At 49.8% G+C, this 23,284-nt stretch carries 24 protein-coding genes and 1 tRNA gene; 15 read left to right on the top strand and 10 right to left on the bottom strand.

Annotated elements, in window-relative coordinates; genetic code table 11:
• Positions 1-7: 7 nt before the first annotated feature.
• Positions 8-886, bottom strand: coding sequence for an amino acid ABC transporter substrate-binding protein (locus tag EYC62_00685; GenBank protein TAH37780.1), 879 nt, complete (start codon positions 884-886; stop codon positions 8-10).
• A gap of 9 nt (positions 887-895) precedes the next feature.
• Positions 896-2,083 (bottom strand): glycosyltransferase, encoded by a 1,188-nt coding sequence (locus tag EYC62_00680; GenBank protein TAH37779.1) that lies wholly within the window; start codon positions 2,081-2,083, stop codon positions 896-898.
• Between the two features lie 223 nt (positions 2,084-2,306).
• On the opposite strand from EYC62_00680, the gene EYC62_00675 reads away from it, so the two are divergent.
• Together EYC62_00675 and EYC62_00670 are read left to right on the top strand one after the other, a co-directional pair.
• Entirely contained in the window at positions 2,307-2,948 is a 642-nt protein-coding gene (locus EYC62_00675; protein ID TAH37842.1) for an alpha/beta hydrolase, read from the top strand.
• Positions 2,945-3,361 (top strand): hypothetical protein, encoded by a 417-nt coding sequence (locus tag EYC62_00670; protein TAH37778.1) that lies wholly within the window; start codon positions 2,945-2,947, stop codon positions 3,359-3,361. Before EYC62_00675 ends, EYC62_00670 begins: the two co-directional genes overlap by 4 nt.
• Here the strand turns inward: EYC62_00670 and EYC62_00665 are convergent.
• Entirely contained in the window at positions 3,358-4,026 is a 669-nt protein-coding gene (locus tag EYC62_00665; protein TAH37777.1) for a glutathione S-transferase family protein, read from the bottom strand. The genes EYC62_00670 and EYC62_00665 overlap by 4 nt on opposite strands.
• A 130-nt stretch (positions 4,027-4,156) precedes the next feature.
• On the opposite strand from EYC62_00665, the gene EYC62_00660 reads away from it, so the two are divergent.
• A complete protein-coding gene (locus EYC62_00660; protein TAH37776.1) occupies positions 4,157-4,954 on the top strand; it encodes an undecaprenyl-diphosphate phosphatase in 798 nt (265 codons plus the stop codon).
• On the opposite strand, the gene EYC62_00655 is transcribed toward EYC62_00660, so the two are convergent.
• Positions 4,951-5,913, bottom strand: coding sequence for a complex I NDUFA9 subunit family protein (locus EYC62_00655; GenBank protein TAH37775.1), 963 nt, complete (start codon positions 5,911-5,913; stop codon positions 4,951-4,953). The two genes, EYC62_00660 and EYC62_00655, sit on opposite strands and share 4 nt — an antisense overlap.
• Before the next feature lie 175 nt (positions 5,914-6,088).
• Between EYC62_00655 and EYC62_00650 the strand changes: the two genes are divergently transcribed.
• The 10 genes from EYC62_00650 (at position 6,089) to ptsN (ending at position 14,129) form a co-directional block, all read left to right on the top strand.
• Complete coding sequence (locus EYC62_00650) at positions 6,089-6,868, top strand: hypothetical protein (GenBank protein ID TAH37774.1); 780 nt, start codon at positions 6,089-6,091, stop codon at positions 6,866-6,868.
• Positions 6,869-6,902: 34 nt separating this feature from the next.
• Positions 6,903-6,987, top strand: a tRNA-Leu gene (locus EYC62_00645).
• 128 nt (positions 6,988-7,115) lie between these two features.
• Positions 7,116-7,748, top strand: a complete 633-nt coding sequence (locus tag EYC62_00640; GenBank protein TAH37773.1) for a ribonuclease D — start codon at positions 7,116-7,118, stop codon at positions 7,746-7,748.
• A gap of 246 nt (positions 7,749-7,994) precedes the next feature.
• Entirely contained in the window at positions 7,995-8,951 is a 957-nt protein-coding gene (locus EYC62_00635; GenBank protein TAH37841.1) for a KpsF/GutQ family sugar-phosphate isomerase, read from the top strand.
• Positions 8,951-9,658 carry an LPS export ABC transporter periplasmic protein LptC gene (gene lptC, locus EYC62_00630; GenBank protein ID TAH37772.1) on the top strand — a complete coding sequence of 236 codons (708 nt, stop codon included), beginning with the start codon at positions 8,951-8,953 and terminating at the stop codon, positions 9,656-9,658. Before EYC62_00635 ends, lptC begins: the two co-directional genes overlap by 1 nt.
• Positions 9,655-10,497, top strand: coding sequence for a hypothetical protein (locus tag EYC62_00625; protein ID TAH37771.1), 843 nt, complete (start codon positions 9,655-9,657; stop codon positions 10,495-10,497). Before lptC ends, EYC62_00625 begins: the two co-directional genes overlap by 4 nt.
• A 6-nt stretch (positions 10,498-10,503) precedes the next feature.
• Positions 10,504-11,289: an LPS export ABC transporter ATP-binding protein gene (gene lptB / locus EYC62_00620; protein TAH37770.1), complete on the top strand. Its 786-nt coding sequence runs from the start codon at positions 10,504-10,506 to the stop codon at positions 11,287-11,289.
• Between the two features lie 91 nt (positions 11,290-11,380).
• The gene (gene rpoN, locus EYC62_00615; protein ID TAH37769.1) at positions 11,381-12,901 is read left to right on the top strand and encodes an RNA polymerase sigma-54 factor; all 1,521 of its coding nucleotides are present in this window, start codon (positions 11,381-11,383) and stop codon (positions 12,899-12,901) included.
• A gap of 139 nt (positions 12,902-13,040) precedes the next feature.
• Positions 13,041-13,652 carry a ribosome-associated translation inhibitor RaiA gene (gene raiA, locus EYC62_00610; protein TAH37768.1) on the top strand — a complete coding sequence of 204 codons (612 nt, stop codon included), beginning with the start codon at positions 13,041-13,043 and terminating at the stop codon, positions 13,650-13,652.
• Positions 13,653-13,676: 24 nt separating this feature from the next.
• Complete coding sequence (gene ptsN, locus EYC62_00605; GenBank protein ID TAH37767.1) at positions 13,677-14,129, top strand: PTS IIA-like nitrogen-regulatory protein PtsN; 453 nt, start codon at positions 13,677-13,679, stop codon at positions 14,127-14,129.
• A 9-nt stretch (positions 14,130-14,138) separates the two neighbouring features.
• On the opposite strand, the gene EYC62_00600 is transcribed toward ptsN, so the two are convergent.
• Positions 14,139-14,366 carry a DUF1150 family protein gene (locus tag EYC62_00600; GenBank protein TAH37840.1) on the bottom strand — a complete coding sequence of 76 codons (228 nt, stop codon included), beginning with the start codon at positions 14,364-14,366 and terminating at the stop codon, positions 14,139-14,141.
• A 259-nt stretch (positions 14,367-14,625) separates the two neighbouring features.
• Here EYC62_00600 and EYC62_00595 point away from each other — a divergent pair, with 259 nt between their 5' ends.
• Positions 14,626-16,041, top strand: a complete 1,416-nt coding sequence (locus tag EYC62_00595; GenBank protein TAH37766.1) for a leucyl aminopeptidase family protein — start codon at positions 14,626-14,628, stop codon at positions 16,039-16,041.
• Between the two features lie 52 nt (positions 16,042-16,093).
• Positions 16,094-16,471, top strand: a complete 378-nt coding sequence (locus EYC62_00590) for a MarR family transcriptional regulator (GenBank protein ID TAH37765.1) — start codon at positions 16,094-16,096, stop codon at positions 16,469-16,471.
• A gap of 72 nt (positions 16,472-16,543) precedes the next feature.
• Here EYC62_00590 and EYC62_00585 read toward each other — a convergent pair whose 3' ends face one another.
• The 5 genes from EYC62_00585 to EYC62_00565 all read right to left on the bottom strand — a co-directional run bounded on the left by EYC62_00585 (position 16,544) and on the right by EYC62_00565 (position 23,167).
• Positions 16,544-18,139, bottom strand: coding sequence for an ABC transporter ATP-binding protein (locus tag EYC62_00585; protein TAH37839.1), 1,596 nt, complete (start codon positions 18,137-18,139; stop codon positions 16,544-16,546).
• Positions 18,139-19,173, bottom strand: coding sequence for an ABC transporter permease (locus tag EYC62_00580; GenBank protein ID TAH37764.1), 1,035 nt, complete (start codon positions 19,171-19,173; stop codon positions 18,139-18,141). Before EYC62_00580 ends, EYC62_00585 begins: the two co-directional genes overlap by 1 nt.
• Positions 19,170-20,276, bottom strand: a complete 1,107-nt coding sequence (locus EYC62_00575) for a microcin C ABC transporter permease YejB (GenBank protein TAH37763.1) — start codon at positions 20,274-20,276, stop codon at positions 19,170-19,172. The genes EYC62_00580 and EYC62_00575 overlap by 4 nt, the downstream gene beginning before the upstream one ends.
• Positions 20,277-20,528: 252 nt before the next feature.
• Entirely contained in the window at positions 20,529-22,457 is a 1,929-nt protein-coding gene (locus EYC62_00570) for an ABC transporter substrate-binding protein (protein ID TAH37762.1), read from the bottom strand.
• 179 nt (positions 22,458-22,636) lie between these two features.
• Entirely contained in the window at positions 22,637-23,167 is a 531-nt protein-coding gene (locus tag EYC62_00565) for a cytochrome c family protein (GenBank protein TAH37761.1), read from the bottom strand.
• Positions 23,168-23,284 lie beyond the last annotated feature (117 nt).

The raw sequence follows: 23,284 nt of genomic DNA, 5'->3' as shown, positions 1-23,284 counted from the left end.
TTTTTTCCTATTTTATTTCAGGCGGCTGATAGGGTTTGGCGACGCGGTAGAAAGATCCCGGGTATTTTTCATATTTTTTAATAATGCCATCCACAACGCCGCTTTGCAACAATTCCGCCGACGCGGTATTCAGCATATCTTTCAATTCATCCTGCCCTTTGGCGACGGCAATGGTATTGCCGAAAGTACGGATGAATTCGCCGCCCGGCACCATTTTCACCTTGCCGGGATTCGCGTTCATAAAATCCTGTCCGGTCGCGGCGTCTTGAAATGTAACATCCGCCTTGCCGGTTGCGACGTTCAACAAAATCTGCGGTTGCGACGCGTTGGAAGGCAAGGATAATAATTTCGCGTCTTTAAAATCCGCCGAGGCGATGATATTCGATATCTCTCCATCCATCGAAGCAATAGTGATATCTTTGCTGTTTATTTTATCCAGCGCGTGATCGAACCGCGTATCGTCGGCGCGCGCAAATGTGTGAATCGCCACATAATAAATCGGCGCGGTGAAATCCATGGCGCGCGATTTCGTACCTGTCGGCCAGATTCCGGCGCACATCGCGTCGATCTTACCGGATGCGAGATCGGCTGCAAAATCGCTCCAAGAAACTTCGGTCCACTGAATTTTCAAATTCAGCGATTTACCCATCGCATCCATATAGTCGTAAAAAATCCCGGACATTGCGCCGGTATTGGCGTCTTTAATCATAATCGGCGCCCAAACGCCATAACCGCAATGCAGCGCTTGACTGCGCATCACGCGGTCGAAAGCGCTTTCTTTTGCCACGTGCTCCGGAAGAAATTCATTGATCTTGGGCAAGGTCGCCTGCACCAGTAGCCAGCACATGATAACGGCTATGGCGAGAGTAAGAAGATGATTGCGCATGATGATCTCCTATGCTGCGTTGGATTTTTTACGGGCCTTAGACAAAACTTTTTTATAAACGGCGAATTCGCCTTCGCACATTTGTTCGCGGCTGTAATGCGCGCGCGCATGCGCCATTTGCGTTTCCGCCAGACGTTCCCGGGCCTGGGCGTTTAAAGTCAGAACCTTGCCGATCATTTGCGACAGCGCATTGATATCGTCCGCCGGATACAACAAACCGGTTTCGCCATCGATAATCGTTTCTGCCGAACCGCCATGGTTGGTCGCGATCACCGGGCGGCCCATCGCTTGCGCTTCGACCACCACGCGGCCGAACGCCTCTGGTTCAATGCTGGCCGACACCACAACATCGGCCAATAAATACGCGGCGGGCATGTCCTTACATTCGCCGACCCATTTTACCAGGCCTTCCAATTGCAATTCGCTCACCAGACGTTCGATTTCCTGGCGGTACGATTCATGGCCATGATCCGATCCCACGAACAAGCAGTAAAAATTTTTATGCGGCAATTTCGATAACGCCATCAGCAATTCGCGCTGGCCTTTCCAGCGGCTAATGCGGCCAGGCAACATGATGATCGGCTTGTCGTCGGGAATATTCCATTCGCCGGCAAGCTTGATCACGCGATCGCGATGCACGCGCACGGGATCGAACCGCAATAAATCAATGCCGCGCGGCACGACATCGATTTTATCCGGATCGATATCGTAATTCGCGGCAATATGCGATTCTATAAAATGCGACACCGCGATCACGCGCGCGCCGCGCGTCATGATGCTGTTGTACCAACGCTTGACCTTGCCGGTAAAATTATAAGCGCCATGAAACGAGGTCACAAACGGCGTGCCGGTTTTGCGCGCGGCCTTGAACGCGCTCCAAGCAGGCGCGCGCGAGCGCGCATGGATAATGCTGACATTGCGGTCGCGGATGATTTTCGCCAGCACGCGCGCATTCCACAAAATTTGCAACGGATTTTTGGAATCCACCGGCAGAGCAATGTGCTTGCCGCCGGCCCGTTCGACTTCATGCGCCATCGGCCCGCCCGACGATACTACGATTGCATTCCATCCCTGCTGCACAATATATGCGGCCATATCGACCGTGCCGCGTTCTACACCGCCGCTGATCAGTGCCGGTAAAATTTGTAAAACCGTTGGAGCCTGTTTCGAGATCGCCAATTTCATGCGCTTAGACATAGCATAAAAAGGCTTTTTGGTGTATAAGCTTATCCGCCTGGAATGACATAAAAATGCGGGAATAGTGATGAATAATCCAAACTATCAACTAAAAACGGCCCTAAACCAGAATGTGCAATATGCAGCGGCGCAACCTCATCGCCTCGCTTACCAAACGATTTCCGCCATTGCGGCAAAACAATCACAGCCAGGCATTTTATTTTTAACCGGCTTCCGGTCCGACATGAATGGCAGCAAAGCGACGGCGTTAGCAGAATGGGCGCAAAAAACCGGACATGGATTGACGCGATTTGATTACAGTGGTCACGGACAGTCGGATGGAAAATTTATCGATGGTACGATCGGCCAATGGATCAAAGACGCATTGTATATTCTGGACAACCACACGGTGGGTAAAAAAATTCTTGTAGGATCGAGCATGGGCGGATGGATTACATTGCATCTTGCCTTGCTGCGTCCGGAACGTGTCGCCGGTCTGGTTGGCATCGCCAGCGCGCCGGATTTCACCGAAGAATTGATTTGGAACGTCATCAGCGAAGGCGCCCGCGAAAAATTATTGAAAGACGGCGTGTTTTACGAACCACCAAAATACGATACGGAACCAACACCATTCACCAAACAATTGATCGAAGATGGTCGCAAGCATTTATTGCTGGCGCGCGAAACGCTGCCCGTCGCCTGCCCGGTCCGGTTGATTCATGGCATGAACGATGTCGATGTGCCTTGGGAATTTTCACGCCGCATTTCTGAAAAAGTCGAAAGCGACAATGTGCAAATTCATCTGATCAAAGATGGCGATCACCGGCTAAGCCGTCCGCAGGACATAGACTGGATTTTTAAATCGATTGAGGATATCATCCGGTGATGCGAAAGAAGTATAAGCAAGCATTATGGATTTTTATTTCTGCTCTGGCCGGATACTGCGGACTTGTTCCAGCATTAAAGTGGTATAGTGCCCCCGAACCGCATACCAGCCTTTATCTTTATCAAACTCGCGATCCGCAGTACGTTCTGGGATACAGCCTTTATGCAAACTGGACTGGTCATCATTATTCACAAAACTACCTGATTAGACTTAACCCGCTGCCAAACGGTCAGGTTGTTCCCGGGAAAGTGCTGAACGGAGCGCTCAATCCAAATCAACAAAGATTGATTAGCGATACGGATTTTTATAAATCGCATCCGATATTTATGACCAGCAGCCCGGGGAAAATTGGTTTCAACGAATTGCTAACTCAGTTGCGGCGAGAAAATATTACACCTATCGCTTCGCGTTAAAAATCCAACTGCGCGTAGTGTTTGGGCGGCGGCACGCCGGGAATATGATCCGCCAGAAGTCCGCGAAACGCCGGGCGCGATTTAATCCGCATATACCATTGCTTGGCGACAGGATGATTGTCCCACGGCACATCGCCCAAATAATCGATACAGGACAAATGCGCCGCCGCCGCAATATCCGCCAAAGTAAACTGATCTCCTGCCAGCCAGTTGCGCCGTTCGATCAAGTAAGAAATATAATCGAGATGGTGGCCGATATTCGCCTTGCCGGCGCGGATCGCGTGCGAGTTCGGTTCGCCCAAACCCACAAAACGTTTCATCATTTTTTCATCGACCAGATAGGCGCTAACCTCGCGGTTGAATTTTCCGTCGAACCACGCAATCAGGCGGCGCGTTTCCGCACGCGCATGCGGATCGTGGCCCAATAAATTTGGACTGGCGTAAGTTTCTTCGAGATATTCGCAAATCGCGTTGGCATCGACAATCGCCTTGCCGTCTTGATCGACCAAAACCGGAACCTCGCCGGCGGGATTGAGCGTAAAAAATTCCGTGCGCCGTTCCCAAATTTTTTCCACCTTCAATTCAAACGGCAAGGATTTTTCCGCCATATAAAAACGGACCTTGCGGCAAAAAGGGGACAGCCAGATATGGTATAAAGTGCGCATTCCTTAGGGTATAGCGTAATCCCCAACTGGTACAGAGTAAAAAATATTTTTGCCATAATATTCTTTATAGTTGAGGATTATACGAAACTGGGGTTATGGCTTAGAATAGATATTTCATGTACGGTGCCTTATGAGTTTTCTGCAAATTTTAGTTCTTGCCGCGGTTCAAGGTCTGACGGAATTCCTGCCGGTCAGCAGTTCGGGGCATTTGATTCTGGTTCCCTTTTTTACCGGCTGGCCGGATCAAGGACTGCATTTCGATATCGCCGTGCATTTCGGCACATTGCTGGCGGTGCTTTGCTATTTCCGCCGTGACGTGGCGATGATTATCGGCGATACGATCGACTGGTTTTTAAACCGCAAGGTCAATTTGGGAATTCGCGTCGCGGTATATTTAATTGTCGCCACAATACCGGCAGTTATTTTTGGCCTTATCTATAAACATTTTTATCCGGACGGTTTGCGTTCGCCGCATTTCATCGCCATAAATTTAATCGTATTCGGCATATTGATGGGCATCGCCGATCAATTTGGAAAAACCATTCACAAAGTCGATCATCTGAACTGGCGCAGCGTCATGATGATTGGCCTGGCGCAGGCGCTGGCCATTATTCCGGGCGTCAGCCGTTCCGGCATTACCATTACCACCGCGCGATTTTTGGGATTGAATCGGTTCGAATCGGCGCGATTTTCAATGTTGCTTGCGATTCCAACCATCGGCGGCGCCGCGCTGCTGGCGGGAAAGGATTTGATGGAATATGCTGGCCCCGTTCCCATCAACGAACTGGCCATGGGAATCGGACTGTCCTTCGTGTTTGGTTTTTTAGCGATCGCGTTTATGATGCGGCTGTTGCAGCACACGTCTTTAAAAATATTTTCGATTTACCGCATCGCCTTAGGCGCGGTTATTTTATTGTGGTTCGCCTAGGCCGCCTGATCGGTGTTCCCCATCCGTCCGCCGGTTTTATAGCGGTCCAGATACGAAGGCAGAATCACTTCGAGCGCGGTTGGCGTTATGCCAAGATCTTTTAATTTTAAAACCGAACCGCCGACCAGATTGTCTTTTTCCAGCATGCGCACCTGATCAATGGTCAAAAGCGGCCTTGGCATTAGCTGCAAGAACGCGGCCTTGACCTTTGCCCACCAGAACGGCACCGAAATCAAACAGGCTTTTTGTCCCGTTTGCCGCAGCATAATTTGCATCAATTCCGCAAAAGTGTAAATTTTGGGGCCGCCCAATTCGTAAATTTTGCCGCGCGCGGCATCGTTGAATATCGCGGCAACAACCGCATCGGCAACATCGCCGACATAAACGGGCTGGAATTTTGTCTGGCCGCCGCCGATCAATGGCAGCATGTGGAACAATTGCGCCATGCCGGCAAACAGATTGAAAAAGTTGTCTTCCGGGCCGAACACAATGCTGGGCCGCAAAATCACCGCGCCGGAATATTCGCGCGCCACGGCGCGCTCTCCCTTCGCCTTGCTGCGCGCATAGGCGGAATTGGAATTCTCATCCGCGCCGATCGCCGAAATATGCACCAGCGTTTTCACGCCGCACTCGCGGGAGATCGCCGCGATGTTCATCGGAATTTTATGATGCACCGAATCGAATTTGCTTTTGCCGCTTTCGAATAAAATGCCCGGCAGATTAATTACCGCATCCGCATTTTTTATTACCGCGCGCAACGAAGCCTCGTTGCTTATCTCGCATGCAATCGGCGCGATCTGACCGACATCGCCGAACGTGCGTAAAAATTTGGCTTTTTCGACATTGCGCGTCGGCACGGCAATCACCGCGCCAAGCGCAGCCAAACGTTTCACCACATAACGGCCGATAAAACCGGAGCCGCCGAAAACGACGATTTTGGAATGGGTGTGAGAAGACATGATGCCACTTATTAAGTAATTGAAACTATTTCTTATTTAGCCTTTATTTTATAAAATAACAATCGTTTTGCGCCGGTTTTACAATCGTATTGCTATAAGGTATATTCTTATTGGTTTTGTATATTAAGCAAAGCGCCCCATTAAAACGCGCACAAGAAATTTTAGGGAACAAACCATGAGCGTCCACATCTTAGGAACACGCGATCTTTTGATGGAGCTGCCGGATATTCCCGGCCGTCCCGAAGAAATTCTGGCTTTAAAAAATTTGATAACCCGCCGGATGCATAGGGCCGGTTTCATGGAAAGATACGGCGAGATGGCCGCGGAACAAATAAAATGCCACGGCGCTTTATACTCTGGCGCACAAAATATTTTTCTAGATGCGCAGACCGGATTGGAAGCCATCGAGCATCGTGTAAAATTTACGATCCTGCTAAATAATAAAATCCGGCTATGGATCGATCCTATCTCCCCTGCCGGAATTGAACCTTTTTTAACCGGCATGCCAACCATCAGCATTCAAAAAATATTAAAATATTGCCGCGATTTACGGACAGTGACGGGAATTTCTATCGATGTTTCCGTAACTCCGGACGATCAAGTCCGTTTGATACCCTCAACTCAGGACAAATCAAGCTGCCGCTTGCACGATTTTCTAGAATTGGAATCCGCTTTAACTCCGGCCAAAACGGTGGCTGATTTGATGATGCCGGTGGGTGCAACCGGAAATCTTGTGGATTTAGATTCGCGCCTTATAGAATTTGGCAGGCTGTTTGATTATCAACGGCTCTATACCCGATCTTCTGCACGGCAAACAAATTTGGAACCCCGGATTGCAAAAAAAGAAGCGCGCCGGGAACATTTAGCCCGCCAAGGCCGGGATATCGGGGCTCCGGCGCATATTACCCGAAAAATTCAAGAAATCCGTCAACGCCAGCATAGTAAAGCCGCTTGACAATAACCCCTTATTTGCGCGACATTCCGCGCACGCCCAGATGGCGGAATTGGTAGACGCGCTGGTTTCAGGTACCAGTGAGTAACATCATGGAGGTTCGAGTCCTCTTCTGGGCACCAGCCTTCGTCCGTTTTAATTAACATAAGTCGAAGGCTGCCGCGCCGAAGTTCCAAAGGAACGTAGGCGGACTGGCGCAATCAAAGGTTACGGCTGGGAAAACCGCTGCTTAATTTCTATAAGGATCCTTATGACTAATTTCACCCTGCACCAAAATGATTTGCCACCCACCGTCAAATTTAACGGTCCAGTTGCCGTTGATTGCGAAATGATGGGGTTAAAAGTCGGCCGCGACCGGCTGTGCCTGGTGCAATTGCAGGGCCGCAAAGGCAAGGCGCATTTGGTGCAATTCGCGGCGAATCAATACAATGCGCCGAATTTAAAAAAATTACTGCAAGATAAAAAGACCTTGAAAATTTTTCATTTCGGGCAAACCGACATTGCCTATTTAAAATATTATCTGGGCGCCGAAACCGGCCCGATTTTCGATACTAAAATCGCCAGCAAACTGGCGCGGCGTTTTACCGACAGCCATGGATTGAACGATATTTGCAAGGATATTTTGGGCATCGAAGTAAACAAGGAAAAACAAAAATCCGATTGGGGCGCGAAAAAATTGACCGACGCGCAATTGAAATACGCCGTTACCGATGTTTTACATTTGCATGATTTGATGGATCGTCTGACCGAATTATTGAAACGCGATGGATTGTTGAATGTTGCGGAACGCGCCTTCGATACGGTTGTCAATAACGGCCTGATCGAAGCCGAGGGCATTAACACCAACGCCCTGTTCGCCCATCATTCCAGCGACCGGGTCTAATTTTTTAAAATTAACCTTCTATTTCCAAAAAAGCGCAGTTTCTTGACCTTTGGTCCGGTTTCAGGCATAATCTTGCCCTGCCTGTTATGTTGGGCGAAATTATTGATAATATATATAAATATCAATAACTTAGGGAACGACCGGATTTAAACCGCAATCAACGATTACTATATAAAGGCGTAAAGGTAGAAAATGGGCCAAAAACCAAGTAGCCAGGCTTTGAAATTGATCGTCGCCAACGATGCGATGAGCGGCTCGGTTTTAGAACGAGCCCAGACCGTTATTCAAACCGAAATTGCCGGTCTTGCCGAATTACAAAAAACGCTAAATCAGAATTTTGCCGCCACCATCAGTTTATTGATGAAAACCAAAGGCCGGGTCATTGTCACCGGCATTGGCAAATCCGGCCATGTGGCGCGCAAACTGGCGGCCACTTTTGCATCGACTGGAACCCCGGCGCAGTATGTACACCCCGGCGAGGCCAGCCACGGCGATTTAGGTATGATTACATCGGACGATGCGGTGCTGGCAATTTCCAATTCCGGCGAAGCGCCCGAATTGGGCGACATTATCGCCTATGCCAAACGGTTTGCTATTCCGGTGATTGCCATAACCAAAAATCTGCAAAGCAGCCTGGGTTCGGCGGCCGATGTCGTATTGCAATTGCCCGACGCTGCCGAGGCATGTCCGATGGGATTGGCTCCAACCACATCGACAACCATGAGCCTGGCCCTGGGCGATGCGCTGGCGGTCTGCCTGCTGGAACAAAAAGGATTTTCACCGGAACAATTCCGCGAAATCCATCCGGGCGGAAAACTAGGTCAACGCTTGATGAGAGTTGAAAAATTAATGCATACCGGCGCCGAATTGCCGCTGGTAAAGCCGGAAGATTTGATGAGCAGCGTTTTGATTACCATCAGTTCCAAAAAATTCGGATGCGCCGGAGTTATCGACAAGCGCGGCAAATTGCTGGGCGTCATTACCGATGGCGATATGCGCCGCCATATGAGCGACAATTTCCTGACCCTTTCCGCCACCGAAGTGATGACGCCGAACCCGCGCACGATTTCGTCAAAGGCACTGGCAGCGGAGGCGTTGGGAATTATGAATCAAAAATCGATCACGACTTTATTCGTGATCGATGACGATGAATTGCAAGGCATTATCCATATTCACGATTGCTTGCGCGCCGGAGTGATGTAATGGCTCGTCCATTAAAGCAAAAACCCGCGTCGAAAACAGCCGGCCAGAAACCGGCGCGGTTCGAATACACGCCGCGCGCCCAGGTATTGTTGGGCGGCAGCCATTATTCGGAAATCGTATATTGGCTGAAAATTGTTTTGCCGGCCCTGGCAGTTGCGATTTTGCTGACCATCACCGTCTGGCCGAATCTGATCGAAAATGAAAATCGTTTCAGCCTGACCACCGAAAACGTTATGGAAGAAGCGCCGCAAGCGTCCTTGATCGTTGGGCCGCGTTATACCGGCACCACCAATAACGGATTATCCTATACAATTCGTGCGGCGGCGGCTGCGCCATCGCCGGAAAACGCTAATGCCATCAATTTAAAAGATTTGAAAATCGATATTCAATCGCAAAACAACACCACTATTTTCGTTTCCGCCAACAAATCGACTTACTGGCGCAATCGCCACGGCATGTCGACCCAAGGCGATATCGTAATCCGCACCAATAGCGGTTATGAAATTAAAAGCGATGTGGCGTACGCCGATTTTGCGCAAGGCATCTTGTGGAGCGATAGTGCGATTTCCGGGCGCAGTCCGCAAGGATCTTTCACGGCATCCGGTTTTGAAGCCAAAGATGACGGCAATCAGGTGATTTTACGTGGCAAAGTGAAGGTAAATTTGCTACCTAAAGGCAAGATTAAACCAAACACCAAAACTTCATGAATAAATTCGCTTCATATTTATTTGCAGGATTGATGGCGCTTTACGCCAGCGCCGTGCTGGCGCAGCCGGCGCAAGGACTTGGTTTCATTTCCCCCAATCAAAAAAGTCCGATTCAAATCGAAGCCGATAACGGCCTGGAATGGCATAAGAAAGAAAATGTTTATATTGCCCGTGGCAATGCTCACGCCAGCAGCGGCGATATGGACGTGATCGCCGATGAATTGCGCGGCTATTATCGCGGCGGCGAAGGCAATGGCAGTTTTGAATTATATAAACTGGAAGCATCGGGGAATGTGCGCATTACCGTACAGCAAAACAAAGTTATCGCCGACGAAGCTTATTACGATCTGGATCAAGGCGCGTTTGTAATGACGGGCAAGACAATGCAATTGCTGTCGCCGACCGCCAAATTAACCGCCCAGGAACGCATCGAATTCTGGCAAAGTAAAAATCTGGCGGTTGCGCGCGGAAACGCGGTTGTGGAACAAGCCAAGAACCGGTTGTCCGCCGATGCGATATCGGCGCATTTCACCGGCAACGGCGACGCCAATAAACTAAGCATTCACCGCATCGACGCCAAAGGCAATGTAAAAGTGCAGTCGGATGGCAATCTGGCCACTGCCGATGAAGCCACCTATGATATGGCGCAAGGGCTTGCAACCTTGAAAAGCAATGTTAAATTAACCCAAGGCCCCAACCAATTGCAGGGCGATTATGCCGAGATGAATACCAAAACCGGCGTAAGCCGCCTGCTGGGCAGCAAAGATGGCGGCCAGGGTATAAAAAGGGTACGCGCACTGGTTATTCCGGACCGCGCCAAAAAAGCGGGAACTTTTTAACGATTCATGGCTAAGAATAAAAACCATAAGCAGAAAAAAAACGGCGAGACGCCGCGTCTGGTTGCCAACAATCAAGGTTTGGAAATAGACAATTTGTCCAAGGCGTATAAAGGCCGCCAGGTTCTGCGCAACATCAAAATCAAATTGAAGCATGGCGAGATTGTCGGGCTGCTTGGCCCCAATGGCGCCGGTAAAACGACTTGTTTTTATATTATTTCCGGCCTGATTAAACCGGACACCGGACATATCCGCCTAAATGGCGAGGATATTACATTTTTGCCGATGTATCGCCGGGCTCGCAAAGGCATCAGTTATTTGCCGCAAGAAGCGTCTATTTTCCGCGGACTTTCGGTCGAAGACAATATCCGCTCGATTCTGGAAATTTCGGAACCCGATATCGAAGCACGCGAACAAATGCTGGAAAGCCTGCTTTCGGAATTTTCGATCCAGCATATCCGCCGCTCGCCGGCCATGGCCCTGTCTGGCGGTGAACGCCGGCGTACCGAAATTGCCCGGGCGCTTGCCAGCAAGCCGTCTTTCATTTTGCTGGACGAACCATTGGCCGGTATCGATCCTATTGCGGTGCATGATATCCGCGAATTGATCCTGCATTTGAAAAAACGCGGCCTTGGCGTCCTGATTACCGATCACAATGTGCGGGAAACGCTGGATATCGTTGACCGGGCCTATATTATCCATTCTGGCAGCGTGTTGATGGAAGGCACGCCAAATGAAATTGTCAACGACCAGAACGTGCGCAGGGTTTATTTAGGCGACCGGTTTAGCCTATAGTAAAGTTTCGGGTATCAGGTGCCAGGTGCCGGGTTTAAAAAATGCCCGATTCTGACACCTGGAACCTGATACCGGACACCTGAAACCTGATATGAAACAACGCCTCGACATTCGTGGACAACAAGTCCAGACGATCACGCCGCAATTGCAGCAGGCGATCGAAATGTTACAGATGAATAATCTGGAACTGATGGAATTTGTCGAACAGCAACTGGAACAAAATCCATTACTGGAAAAATCCGACGGCGAAGGCGAAATTGCCGAAGACAATAATTTACAGGCCTTGGCCGAAAATCCGATGGATCAGGGCGGCGGCGACATTCCGGCGCCCGTGGGAACAACCGCGGAAATCGGCACCGATAAGAATTTCGATTCCGAAGCGTCTTCCAGCGGCAATTATGAAAATGATTGGGAAGGCGAAGGCGCCAACGATGCCACCGGCATCAATCTGGCGTCTTGGGAAGGCAGCGGCGCCAGCCATAATTTTTCCGACGATGATTACAGTTTTCAGGATAAATTGGCCCACGAAGTGAGTTTGCGCGATCATTTGCTGGATCAAATCGCGGTCGATCTGGACGATGCCGGCGACCGGATTATCGCCGCCTATTTGGTCGACATGCTGGATGACGCCGGTTATTTTCGCGGCGATTTGGACAGCGTTGCCAAGGCCCTAGAATGTACCATCGAACGCGTGACATTCACCTTGCTGCGCTTGCAGCAATTTGATCCGCCAGGGGTGTTCGCGCGCAATTTGGCCGAATGCCTGTCGTTGCAATTGCGGGAAAAAAACCGCCTGGACCCGATGATGCAAAAATTCCTGGCGCATTTGGATTTGCTGGGATCGCATAAAATCGCCGAATTGCAAAAACTGGTCGGGTGCGAGCCGGACGATTTAAAAGACATGATCGCCGAAATCAAGGAACTGAATCCAAAGCCGGGCGAGAATTTCAAGCGCGAGGAAGCGCATACGCTAATTCCCGATATTTATTTGCGCCAGCAAAAAGGCGGGGGATGGCATGTGGAGTTGAATTCCGAAACCTTGCCGCGGGTTTTGATCAATAACCGCTATTATACCCAGGTTAAAAAGGGCGCGCGCAGCAAGGAAGAAAAAAAATATCTGTCCGATAAATTCCAAGCCGCCAACTGGCTGGTCAAGGCAATGCACCAACGCGCGCAAACGATTTTAAAAGTTTCCAGCGAAATCGTGCGCCACCAGGAAGCGTTTTTCAATTATGGCATCGAATATCTGCGTCCGCTGGTCCGCCGCGAAATCGCCGAAGCGGTTGGAATGCACGAATCCACCATCAGCCGGGTGACCACCAACAAATATATGGCAACCCCGCGCGGCATTTTCGAATTGCGGTATTTTTTCAGCGCGGCGGTTTCCGGCGGCGATGGCAAAATGGCCATGGCATCGGAAAGCGTGCGGCACAAGATCAAAACCCTGATCGAAGCCGAACCGCCGCAAAAACCATTATCGGACGACAAGATCGTCGCCATGCTTCATGCCGAAGGAATTGACGTGGCGCGGCGCACAATTGCCAAATACCGCGAGCAAATGAATATACCATCGAGTGCGGATCGCCGCCGCCGTGCTGCATTAAAGGCATAAAAATCAATTACTTAATCATGGTCGTTTCGACTTGACGAACGCAACCCGGGACATTAGGTTTCAGAGGAATAGCGCCATTGTGGCGTTGAGGCAAAACCTTACGATAATATAATTTCCAATAACCATAGGGTTCTAAAATATGAAAATTTCCGTTACTGGCCGCCATATGAATGTGGGTGAATCGCTGCGTGACCACGCCACCAGCAAATTGCAAGAAGTCGCTGAAAAATATTTCAGCCGCGCTATCGAAGCGCATATCGTATTCGACAAACACAATCATGGCTTTCAAACCGATATCCAGGTTCATGTTGGCCGTAACATCATGGTACAAGGCCATGGCGAAGCGGACGATGCCTATATCGCTTTCGATATGGCGTTAAGCCGCGTCAATGGCCGCCTGCGCCGTTATAAAAATAAGCTGAAAGACACGCGCAGCGCGCCGACCCACGAAGAAATGGCGGAAATGATCGAAGCACAGAAATTCGTATTGGCTGGCGCCGGCCACGAAAAATCCCAGGACGAAGCGCCGGAACAGCCATTGGTAATCGCGGAAATGACCACCCAAATCGAAACCTTGACCGTCAGCGAGGCGGTAATGCGCATGGATTTGTCCGGTTACCCGGCGATTGTGTTTAAAAATAAATCCAATGGCGGCATGAACGTGATTTACCGCCGTCCGGACGGCAATATCGGCTGGATCGATCCCAGCAACACGGCCACCGGCAAAAAGCCGGCCGCGAAAGCCAGCTAAAATAAATATAACAAAGGTATCGTGATGAATATTTCCAATATTTTATCGCCGGATTCGATTGTGGTTGATATCGAAGCCAGCAGTAAGCGCGAGTTGCTGGAAAAAATAGCCGCCTATGGCGCGAAAAAATCCGGCTTGCATGAGAAAGAAATTTTTGATGCGTTGTTGCAGCGCGAGCGTTTAGGCACCACCGGCACCGGCGATGGCGTTGCCATCCCGCACAGCCGTTTTCCGAATCTGAATAAAATTCACGGTGTGTTCGTGCGTTTATCGACGCCAGTCGATTTCGAATCGGTCGATGAAAAACCGGTCGATTTGATTTTCACCTTGCTGGCGCCGGAATCGGCCGGTGCCGACCATTTGAAGGCGCTGTCGCAAATCGCCAAAGTGTTCAAGGACGAAGGCGCGAAAACCGAACTGCGCCAAGCCAAAAACGGCGCCGGAATCCAATCGGTATTCGCCAAAGCGGCGAATTAAATCAAAAGATTAGTGGACGCTGACCTGATGCATATTGCTTTGCATAATGGCGGCGTCCGCCATCACGCGGTCGGCGGCCATGGCGACGGGCGTGCCGTCGGCGGCATAAATGGTAAAACCATTGACCCCATTCACAACCCCCGGCTTTACATAGGCAACGTGATTGACACCCAAGCGGCTTAGATCGATTTTGGGAGCGGTAACGCGCGTTACTGGCGCTTCTGGCGCAAGCTCCATATCGTCTGCATCATCCAGGAATTCCAATTCATCGAAGGGATTGCTCATGTCTCGCCGTTCCTTTGCTTTATAAGTTTTATAACTATAAACCTTATTACACTTATTATGTGGTGAAAATTCCGGTAATTTCAAGGCAAGAATGGCGGCCAGATCATGCCCCATGATGATAATATTTGGGATATGACACAAATATTTGAAATGATTGCCTAAATTATGCAAAGTATTTCTAGTCTTCATACCCCTGTGAAAAGAATTTTTCATGAAAAAATTATCCGCCGAATCCGCCACGCATTTGCCAAATGGGATCGTATCCAGCGCATCCAAGGCAAAACCTTTGCATGTTGTATCCAAAGCCGATTACAAATCCTGGCTGAAAAAGCAAAACAAAGCCGCGCAAAATTGGCTGGCGAACATGAATTACCAGCCTGGCGGACTTGCGATGGCGACGTTGCCTGGCGCCAAGGGGGATGTAGCCGGCGCGATTGTCAGTTACGATGAATTATCGGTCTGGAGCATTTCAGGATTGCCGATGTCCCTGCCCGGCGGATCTTATGCTATCGCCAATCAAAACGATTTTACACCGGCGCAATTATCCGATTTATGTCTGGGATGGTCGATGGGCGCGTATCAATTCACCCGCTATAAAAAAGCGAAAAAATTGCCGGCCAATTTGGTTGCACCGAAAAAAATGGATGCCGCAAAATTGTCCGCCACCGCGCAGGCAATTTATTTAATCCGCGATATGGTCAACACCCCAGCCGAGGATATGGGCCCAGAAAACTTAGGCATGATTGCAACCAATATGGCGCGGCAACATGGCGGAAGAATCAAAATCACCGTTGGCGATCAATTACTGGCGCAGAATTATCCCCTGATCCATACGGTTGGCCGCGCCGGGCCGCAAGAACCGCGCTTGATCGACCTGACCTGGGGAAACCCGAAACATAAAAAGCTGGTTTTGGTCGGCAAAGGCGTTTGTTTCGATACTGGCGGACTCGATATCAAGAACGACGCCAATATGCTGATTATGAAAAAGGATATGGGCGGCGCGGCGCATGCGTTGGGTCTCGCCCACATGATCATGCAATTGAATTTGCCGGTGAATCTGCGCGTGATGATCGCGGCTGTGGAAAACAGCATCGCCAGCAACGCATTTCGTCCACTGGATATTATCAAATCACGCCAGGGTATGACCGTTGAAATCGGCAATACCGATGCCGAAGGACGTTTGGTGATGGCGGACTGTTTGTGGGAAGGGTCGCAAGCAAAACCCGATATGATGATTGATTTTTCGACATTAACCGGCGCGGCGCGCGTGGCGCTTGGGCCGGAACTACCCGCCCTTTTCAGTAATGACGATGCACTACTGGTCGATGCGATTCGATTTGGCCGCGACAATGACGATCCGATGTGGCCGATGCCGCTTTGGAAGAATTATCGCACGATGCTGGATTCCAAAATCGCCGACATAAACAATTCTTCCAATTCATCTTTCGCCGGCTGCATCACCGCCGCATTATTTTTACAAGAATTCGTTTTGCCCGGCACTCCATGGATTCATTTGGATCTTTATGCCTGGAATGCGAATGACCGTGCAGGCCGGCCACAGGGCGGCGAGGCAATGACCATCCGTGGATTGTTTTCCTTATTGCAAGCGCGCTTTAAACATGGTTAATTGAGCCCACTTTTCAAATACTTACCTCTTTTTCAAATCCAAGGAAATTTTTATGCAATCCAATTTAAATAATGCAGGAGCGTTAGATCTATTGCGTTTAATCACATCCGAAGGCGTCCGCAAAGACAGCCCGGATTTAACCGCGCGCCAACTCGCCGTATTATTGACCGTATATGTAACGCCGCCGCCGCATACGGTGCGTGGATTGGCCGCCGATTTGAACATCACCAAACCCGCCATCACCCGCGCCTTGGACCGGTTGACGGAACTGAATTTAATTGGACGTATGCGCGATGAAACCAATAAACGCAGCGTTTTGGTGCAACGCACGCCGGACGGCATGACCTATCTGAACGGTCTCGCCGAAGTGATTAAAACGGCGCAAGATCAAATTGCAAAAAGCGCCTATCACATCCGCGAAGCGGCCTAGAAGTGGGGTTTGGGGTTTGGGTTTAGGAAAACTATTTTTTAACCCAAAACCCGGAACCCAATACCCAAAACCCTATACAAAAGCCGCTTTCATTAACGCCTTGGTATAATCGGTTTTAGGATCGTCTAAAATTTGTGTTGCCGTTCCTGCTTCTATGGCCAGGCCGCCGCGCAAAACCAGAATGTCGTGCGACAAAGCCTTAACAACCCGCAAATCATGACTAATCAAAATATAAGTTAGCGCGTTTTCCCGCTGTAAATCGCGCAGCAGATCGACAATTTGCGCCTGAGTGGTCATATCCAGCGCCGAAGTGGGTTCGTCTAAAATCACCAATTTCGGTTTCAATACCAGCGCGCGCGCAATCGAAATACGTTGCCGCTGTCCGCCGGAAAATTCATGCGGATACCGATCCATGGATTCCACATTCAATCCAACCCGAATTAAAGCGTCGGCAATCATCCGTCCGCGCTCCGCCTCGGTTAGATTCGGTTCATGCACGCCAAGCCCTTCGCCGACAATTTGCCCGACCGTCATGCGCGGACTTAGCGCGCCAAAAGGATCCTGAAACACGATTTGCATGTTTTTACGCAAAGGCCGCAATTGCCCCGAATTTTTTTGCTGTAAATCCTGGCCCATATAAACGATTTTTCCATCTGACTGAATCAAACGTAAAATCGCAAGGCCTAGCGTGGTTTTGCCCGATCCGCTTTCCCCCACGACGCCCAATGTCTGCCCGGCGCGCAGAGTGAAATTAATACCGTCAACCGCCTTGACATGGCCGACCGTCTTTTTAAACACGCCTTTTTTGATTGGAAACCAAACGCGCAGATTTTCGGCGCGCAACAACTCATCGGCGGCTTGCGCACGGGGAATCGGCGCGCCTTTTGGCGTCGAATTCAGCAATAACTTGGTATAGGGATGTTGCGGCGATGCAAAAATATTGGCCACCTCGCCGCCTTCGGCCACTTCGCCGTTTTTAAGGATATATACGCGTTTGGCCATGCGCCGAACCATGTTTAAATCATGGGTGATCAGCAATAACGCCATGCCCAGTTTTTGCTGCAATTCCCGCAACAAGGAAAGTATTTGTTCCTGCACCGTTACGTCCAAAGCCGTCGTCGGCTCGTCCGCGATCAGTAGATCGGGATTATTCGCTAACGCCATCGCGATCAAAATACGCTGGCGCTGGCCGCCCGACAATTCATGCGGATAAGCCGCCATAAACCGCGCCGTGTCGGTAAGGCCGGTTAAAGTCAGCAATTCCTTTATCCTTTCGGCAGCTTTCTGCGGCGATAAAATCTGATGCAGGGAAATGGATTCCGCGATTTGCCGCCCGACCGTATGCAGCGGATTCAGCGCCGTCATCGGTTCCTGAAAAATCATTGCAATACGGTTGCCCCGGATTTTTTGCATTTCCTGTTCCGGCGCATGCAATAAATCCTTGTTCCCCTGCCAGATAATCTTTCCGGCCGGATAATGCGCAGCGCGCAGCAATTGTAGAATGGACAATGCGCAAACCGATTTTCCCGATCCGCTTTCCCCGACAAAGGCAACGGTTTCCCCGCGATTAATGTGCAAATTGATTCCATTCAGCACGCGCGCGGTTTTTTTACCGTGGGTAAATTCCAATTGCAGGTTTTCAATAGATAGAATCCGGTTTTCCGCCATCATGAACCCCATATTTTACGAGGGTCAAACGCATCGCGCACCGCTTCGCCGATAAAAATCAGCAAAGTTAGAATAAAAGCCAGCGTTAAAAACGCGGTCATGCCCAGCCATGGGGCCTGTAAATTGTTTTTTCCCTGCGACAATAGCTCGCCCAGCGAAGCCGATCCCGGCGGCAAGCCAAAACCCAGAAAATCCAACGATGTCAAGGTTGTGATCGATGCGTTCAAAACGAACGGCAAGAATGTCAGCGTCGCCACCATCGCATTTGGCAGAATATGGCGCCACATAATAGTTGTGTCGGAAACCCCAAGCGCCCGTGCGGCGCGGACATAATCGAAATTGCGGGTGCGGTAAAATTCAGCGCGCACCACGCCGACCAAATTCATCCAGGAAAACAATAACATTAATCCCAGCAACCACCAGAAATTCGGCACCACCACGCTGGATAAAATAATCAGCAAATATAAGACTGGCAATCCACCCCAGATTTCAATAAAACGCTGAAACAACAGGTCGGTTTTACCGCCAAAATATCCTTGCACAGCACCGGCGGCGACGCCAACGACAGAACTTAGAATGGTCAGGGTCAGGCCGAATAAAACCGAAATGCGAAAACCATATATTAAACGCGCCATCACATCGCGCGCCTGATCGTCGGTTCCGAGCCAGTTTTCCCATGATGGCGGCGTCGGCGCGGGTGCGGTTAAGTTATAATTGACCGTATCGTAATGGAATGGAATTGGCGGCCAAATCATCCACCCGCCACCGGCCTCGATCAATGTTTGCAGCGCTGGATCGCGGTAATCGGCTTCGGTGGTGAAATCGCCGCCAAAATATTGGTCGGTATAGGTCTGCACCACCGGAAAATGCAATTGGCCTTTATAGGATAAAACTAACGGCTTATCGTTAGCGATAAATTCCGCGAACAGCGATAATATAAATAAAAATAAAAACACCCATAGGCTGTAATAGCCCAATTTATTGCGCCGGAAACCGATCAAGCGCCGCTTGGTTAAAGGCGAGAGAGGCTTCACATCGCCCTCCGCTCAAAATCGATGCGCGGATCGATAACGGTATATAGAACGTCGCCCAGAATATTCATTAATAACCCAAGCAATGTAAAGAAATACAGCGTGCCGAACATGACGGGATAATCGCGGTTAATCGCGGCCTCGAACCCAAGCAAACCCAGCCCATCGAGCGAGAAAATAATTTCAATCAACAACGATCCGGTAAAAAGAATGGAAATGAACGCCGCGGGAAAACCGGCGACCACAATCAGCATCGCATTGCGAAACACATGTCCGTACAGAACGCGGTTTTCGGTACAGCCTTTGGCGCGCGCGGTGGTGACATACTGTTTATTGATTTCCTCGATAAAAGAATTTTTGGTCAACATGGTCAGGCTTGCGAATCCGCCGATAACCAGCGCCACAATCGGCAAGGTAATATGCCAGGCATAGTCGATAATTTGTTCAAACCAGTTCATCTGCGCCCAGTTTTCGGACGTAAGCCCCCGAAGCGGGAAGAGCGAAAAGAAGCTGCCGCCGGAAAACAAAACCACCAATAAAATGGCGAACAGAAAACTGGGAATAGCATAGCCGATAATCACCACAATACTGGTCCAGGTATCGAATGGCGTTCCCGCACGCGTTGCCTTGGCGATGCCCAGCGGGATTGAAATCAAATAAACGAGCAACGTTGTCCAAAGCCCCAGCGTGATCGATGTCGGCATTTTATCGATCACAAGATCGGTGACCTTCTGATTGCGGAAAAAACTTTCGCCAAAATCGAATACGGCGTATTTCGCCATCATATCCAGAAAACGCTGCATCGGCGGCTTATCGAATCCGTACATTTTCTCGATTTCCGCGATCAATTCGGGATCAAGCCCCTGCGCGCCGCGGTATTTGGCCGTCTGGCCGGTGGAATTTCCGCCGCCGGAATGCTGATTCAGCGTCTCGCCGGTGCCGCCGGAAATACGGGCGGTAGCGCCCATATTCTTGCCTTGCAATTGCGCGATTAATTGTTCAACCGGGCCGCCCGGCGCCGCCTGAATCACGGCAAAATTTATGATCATAATCCCCACCAAAGTCGGGATGATCAACAGCAGGCGGCGGATGATATAGGCGAGCATATAAAGAGTGTAGCGGAGAGAATGGTCAGGGGTAAAGATAAACGACCATTTTATAAGGATTTCAATTAAACATGTGATTGCACTTCTAACGACCCTCCCCTTGAGGGAGGGTCAAAGCCGCGATGCGGGTTTGGGGTGGGGATGCGGTGAAAAATATTATCGATAATCTAACTGGCATAAACCGAAGTCCCCACCCCAAAATTTCTGGTGAAATTTTGCGCCCTCCCTCAAGGGGAGGGCAGCTTAGAATCTCTACCTTCGCCTATTGTAAATAAACGCCAAACCCAACAGAGCCAATAATGCCACGAGCAGCCAGGCGCCTTTGCGGCTTTTGCCTTCCTCGGACGGCATCAAGGTCTTGCCGGGGTTTTGTTTTTGGGTTTCCAGCTTGGCTTGTTTATCCGCGTCGATCCACCAAGTATCCAAAAATCCCAAGGCATATTTTGGCCGCACCGATGGGGCGGAAAATTTGTCCCAATACGCGACACGATGCGTGCGAATATGCCAATTCGGGATCACATAATAACCCCACAATAAAATCCGGTCGAGCGCGCGGGTATAGGTAATCAATTCCTCGCGCGTCGTGGCGGCGATGATTTTTTCAACCAGCTCGTCCACAGCCGGATTCTTAATGCCCATATAATTATCGCTGCCGCGCGTATCGGCCGCGCTGGACGACCAGAAATTGCGCTGTTCATTGCCTGGCGACAAAGATTGCGGAATCACAATCACGGTCATGTCATAATCGAAATCTTCCATCCGTTTTTGATACTGCGCGGAATCGATGGTACGGATATTCGCGGTAATGCCCAGTTTTTGCAGGTTATTTTTGAACGGCAATAAAATCCGTTCGAACATCGGCGTATTGCTGATGACTTCGAATTCGAATTTCTTTCCGTCTTTCATCAGAACGCCGTCTTTCATTTCCCAGCCGGCATCCGCCAGCAGTTTTTGCGCGATTTTCAGGTTATTACGAATATTGCCGCTGCCATCGTTCATCGGCGGCACATATTCTTTGGTGAATACTTCTTCGGGCAAAACGGCGCGGTATTTTTCCAAAACCTTGATTTCGTCGGCCGACGGCAATCCGACCGACGCCAGTTCCGAATTTGAAAAATAACTGCGGGTGCGCGTATACGATCCGAAAAACAGCGCCTTATTGCTCCATTCAAAATCGAAGGCATAGCCCAGCGCCTGGCGTACCGCAGGATCGGAAAACAGGGCGCGGCGCGTATTCATCGCAAACCCCTGCATGCCGGTTGGAATTTCGTGCGGAATTTCTTCTTTTTTCACAAGTCCATAGGAAAGCGCCGGAAAATCATAAGCGGTCGCCCAATCCTTGGCCACGTTTTCCTGACGAAAATCATATTCTCCGGCTTTGAACGCTTCGAGCGCGACCTGGCCATCGCGATAATAGTCATACCGGATGCGTTCGAAATTGTAGCGGCCTTTATTGATCGGTAAATTTTTGCCCCAATAATTCGGATCGCGCGCGAATGTGATCGACCGGCCGGGATCGACCGATTCGACTTTGTATGGGCCGCTGCCCAGCGGCGCCACCAGAGTCGTTTCATCAAATTTATGCGCGGTATAATAGGTCTTTGACAAAACTTGCATTTGGCCGACAATCAACGGCAATTCGCGATTCGAATCCTTGCCAAAAGTGAATTTTACTTTGCGTGGGCCCAGTATATCGACTTTGCTGACATTGGCGTAATAGACGCGGTACAACGGATTGCCCTTGGTTTTCAAAGTCTCAAAAGTAAAGGCGACATCGTCCGCCGTTACCGATGTGCCATCGCTGAATTTTGCCTCAGGCCGCAGATTGAAAATAACCCAAGCCCGGTTTTCCGGCATTTCCACCGATTCGGCCAACAAACCATATTCCGTAAACGCTTCATCGGCGGAAGATTCCAGCAATGAATCGAACAGCATGCCAGCGCCGGTCGCCGCAACGCCCTTTAGAATAAACGGATTCAAATTATCGAATGTGCCGACGGCGGCGAGTTTCACCAATCCATTTTTTGGCGCCTCGGCATTGACGTAATCGAAATGCTTAAAATCGGCCGGATATTTTGGTTTGCCTTGCATCGCAATCGCATGAACCGGCGTATAAAAATCGGCGGCAATGGTCGGAGATGTAATCAACAAAGCGATAATGATGCCAAGTAAACGATACATAAAATACCTCTTAAACTTTAACTACCCTCCCCTTGAGGGAGGGTCAAAGCCGCGAAGCGGGTTTGGGGTGGGGACGCGGTAGTGATATTATAAGGTAACTTTAAATTAAGCAGGTGGAAATCCCCACCCCAAAATTTGTAAACAAATTTTGACCCTCCCTCAAGGGGAGGGTAGCTGTATTATTTTGGTAAAGGGGCCGGGTTATCCGACAGGCTGCGCAAATATGCGATTAAATTCGCGCGGTCTTTATCCGACGAAATCCCGGCGAAATTCATTTTTGTGCCCGGCGCGTATTTGGCGGGTTTGTGTAAAAACTTGTTCAGGCTTTCATAATCCCAAACGCCCGGCAAACCTTTGATTGCGTCGGAATAGGCGAATCCTTCGGCATGAGCATGTTTGTTATTGACGATACCCCACAAATTCGGGCCGACCTTATTCGGGCCGCCTTTATCAAAATTATGGCAAGCGGCGCATTTTTTGGAAATACCCATGCCATCCGCCGCACTGGCCGCGGCCAATAATGGCGCGATCGGCGGCAATTCTTTCGGCGCTTCGGCCACGCCGCCCGAACTTGCCGTTTCCGCCACTTCGATTTTGTAAGCGTTTTCCTTTAAATGTTCCGGTTCCGACAAACCTTCGGAAATGAATCCGGTGATCATAAACAAAAGAGCGGCGCACAAAATGGCGGCTAAAATTTTATTGTTTTCCATAAAAAACCTTTGAAATCTATTTCCTTGAAAAGATTAAGGGTTTTATAGCGAATTTTGCCGATGAAATCCATGGATTATATAAACAAAATTGTGATTTTCCGCGTACTGGTATAATCT

Source organism: Alphaproteobacteria bacterium (assembly GCA_004295055.1).
GTDB lineage: Bacteria > Pseudomonadota > Alphaproteobacteria > SHNJ01 > SHNJ01 > SHNJ01.
This window is presented reverse-complemented; position numbering and strand designations above follow the sequence as displayed.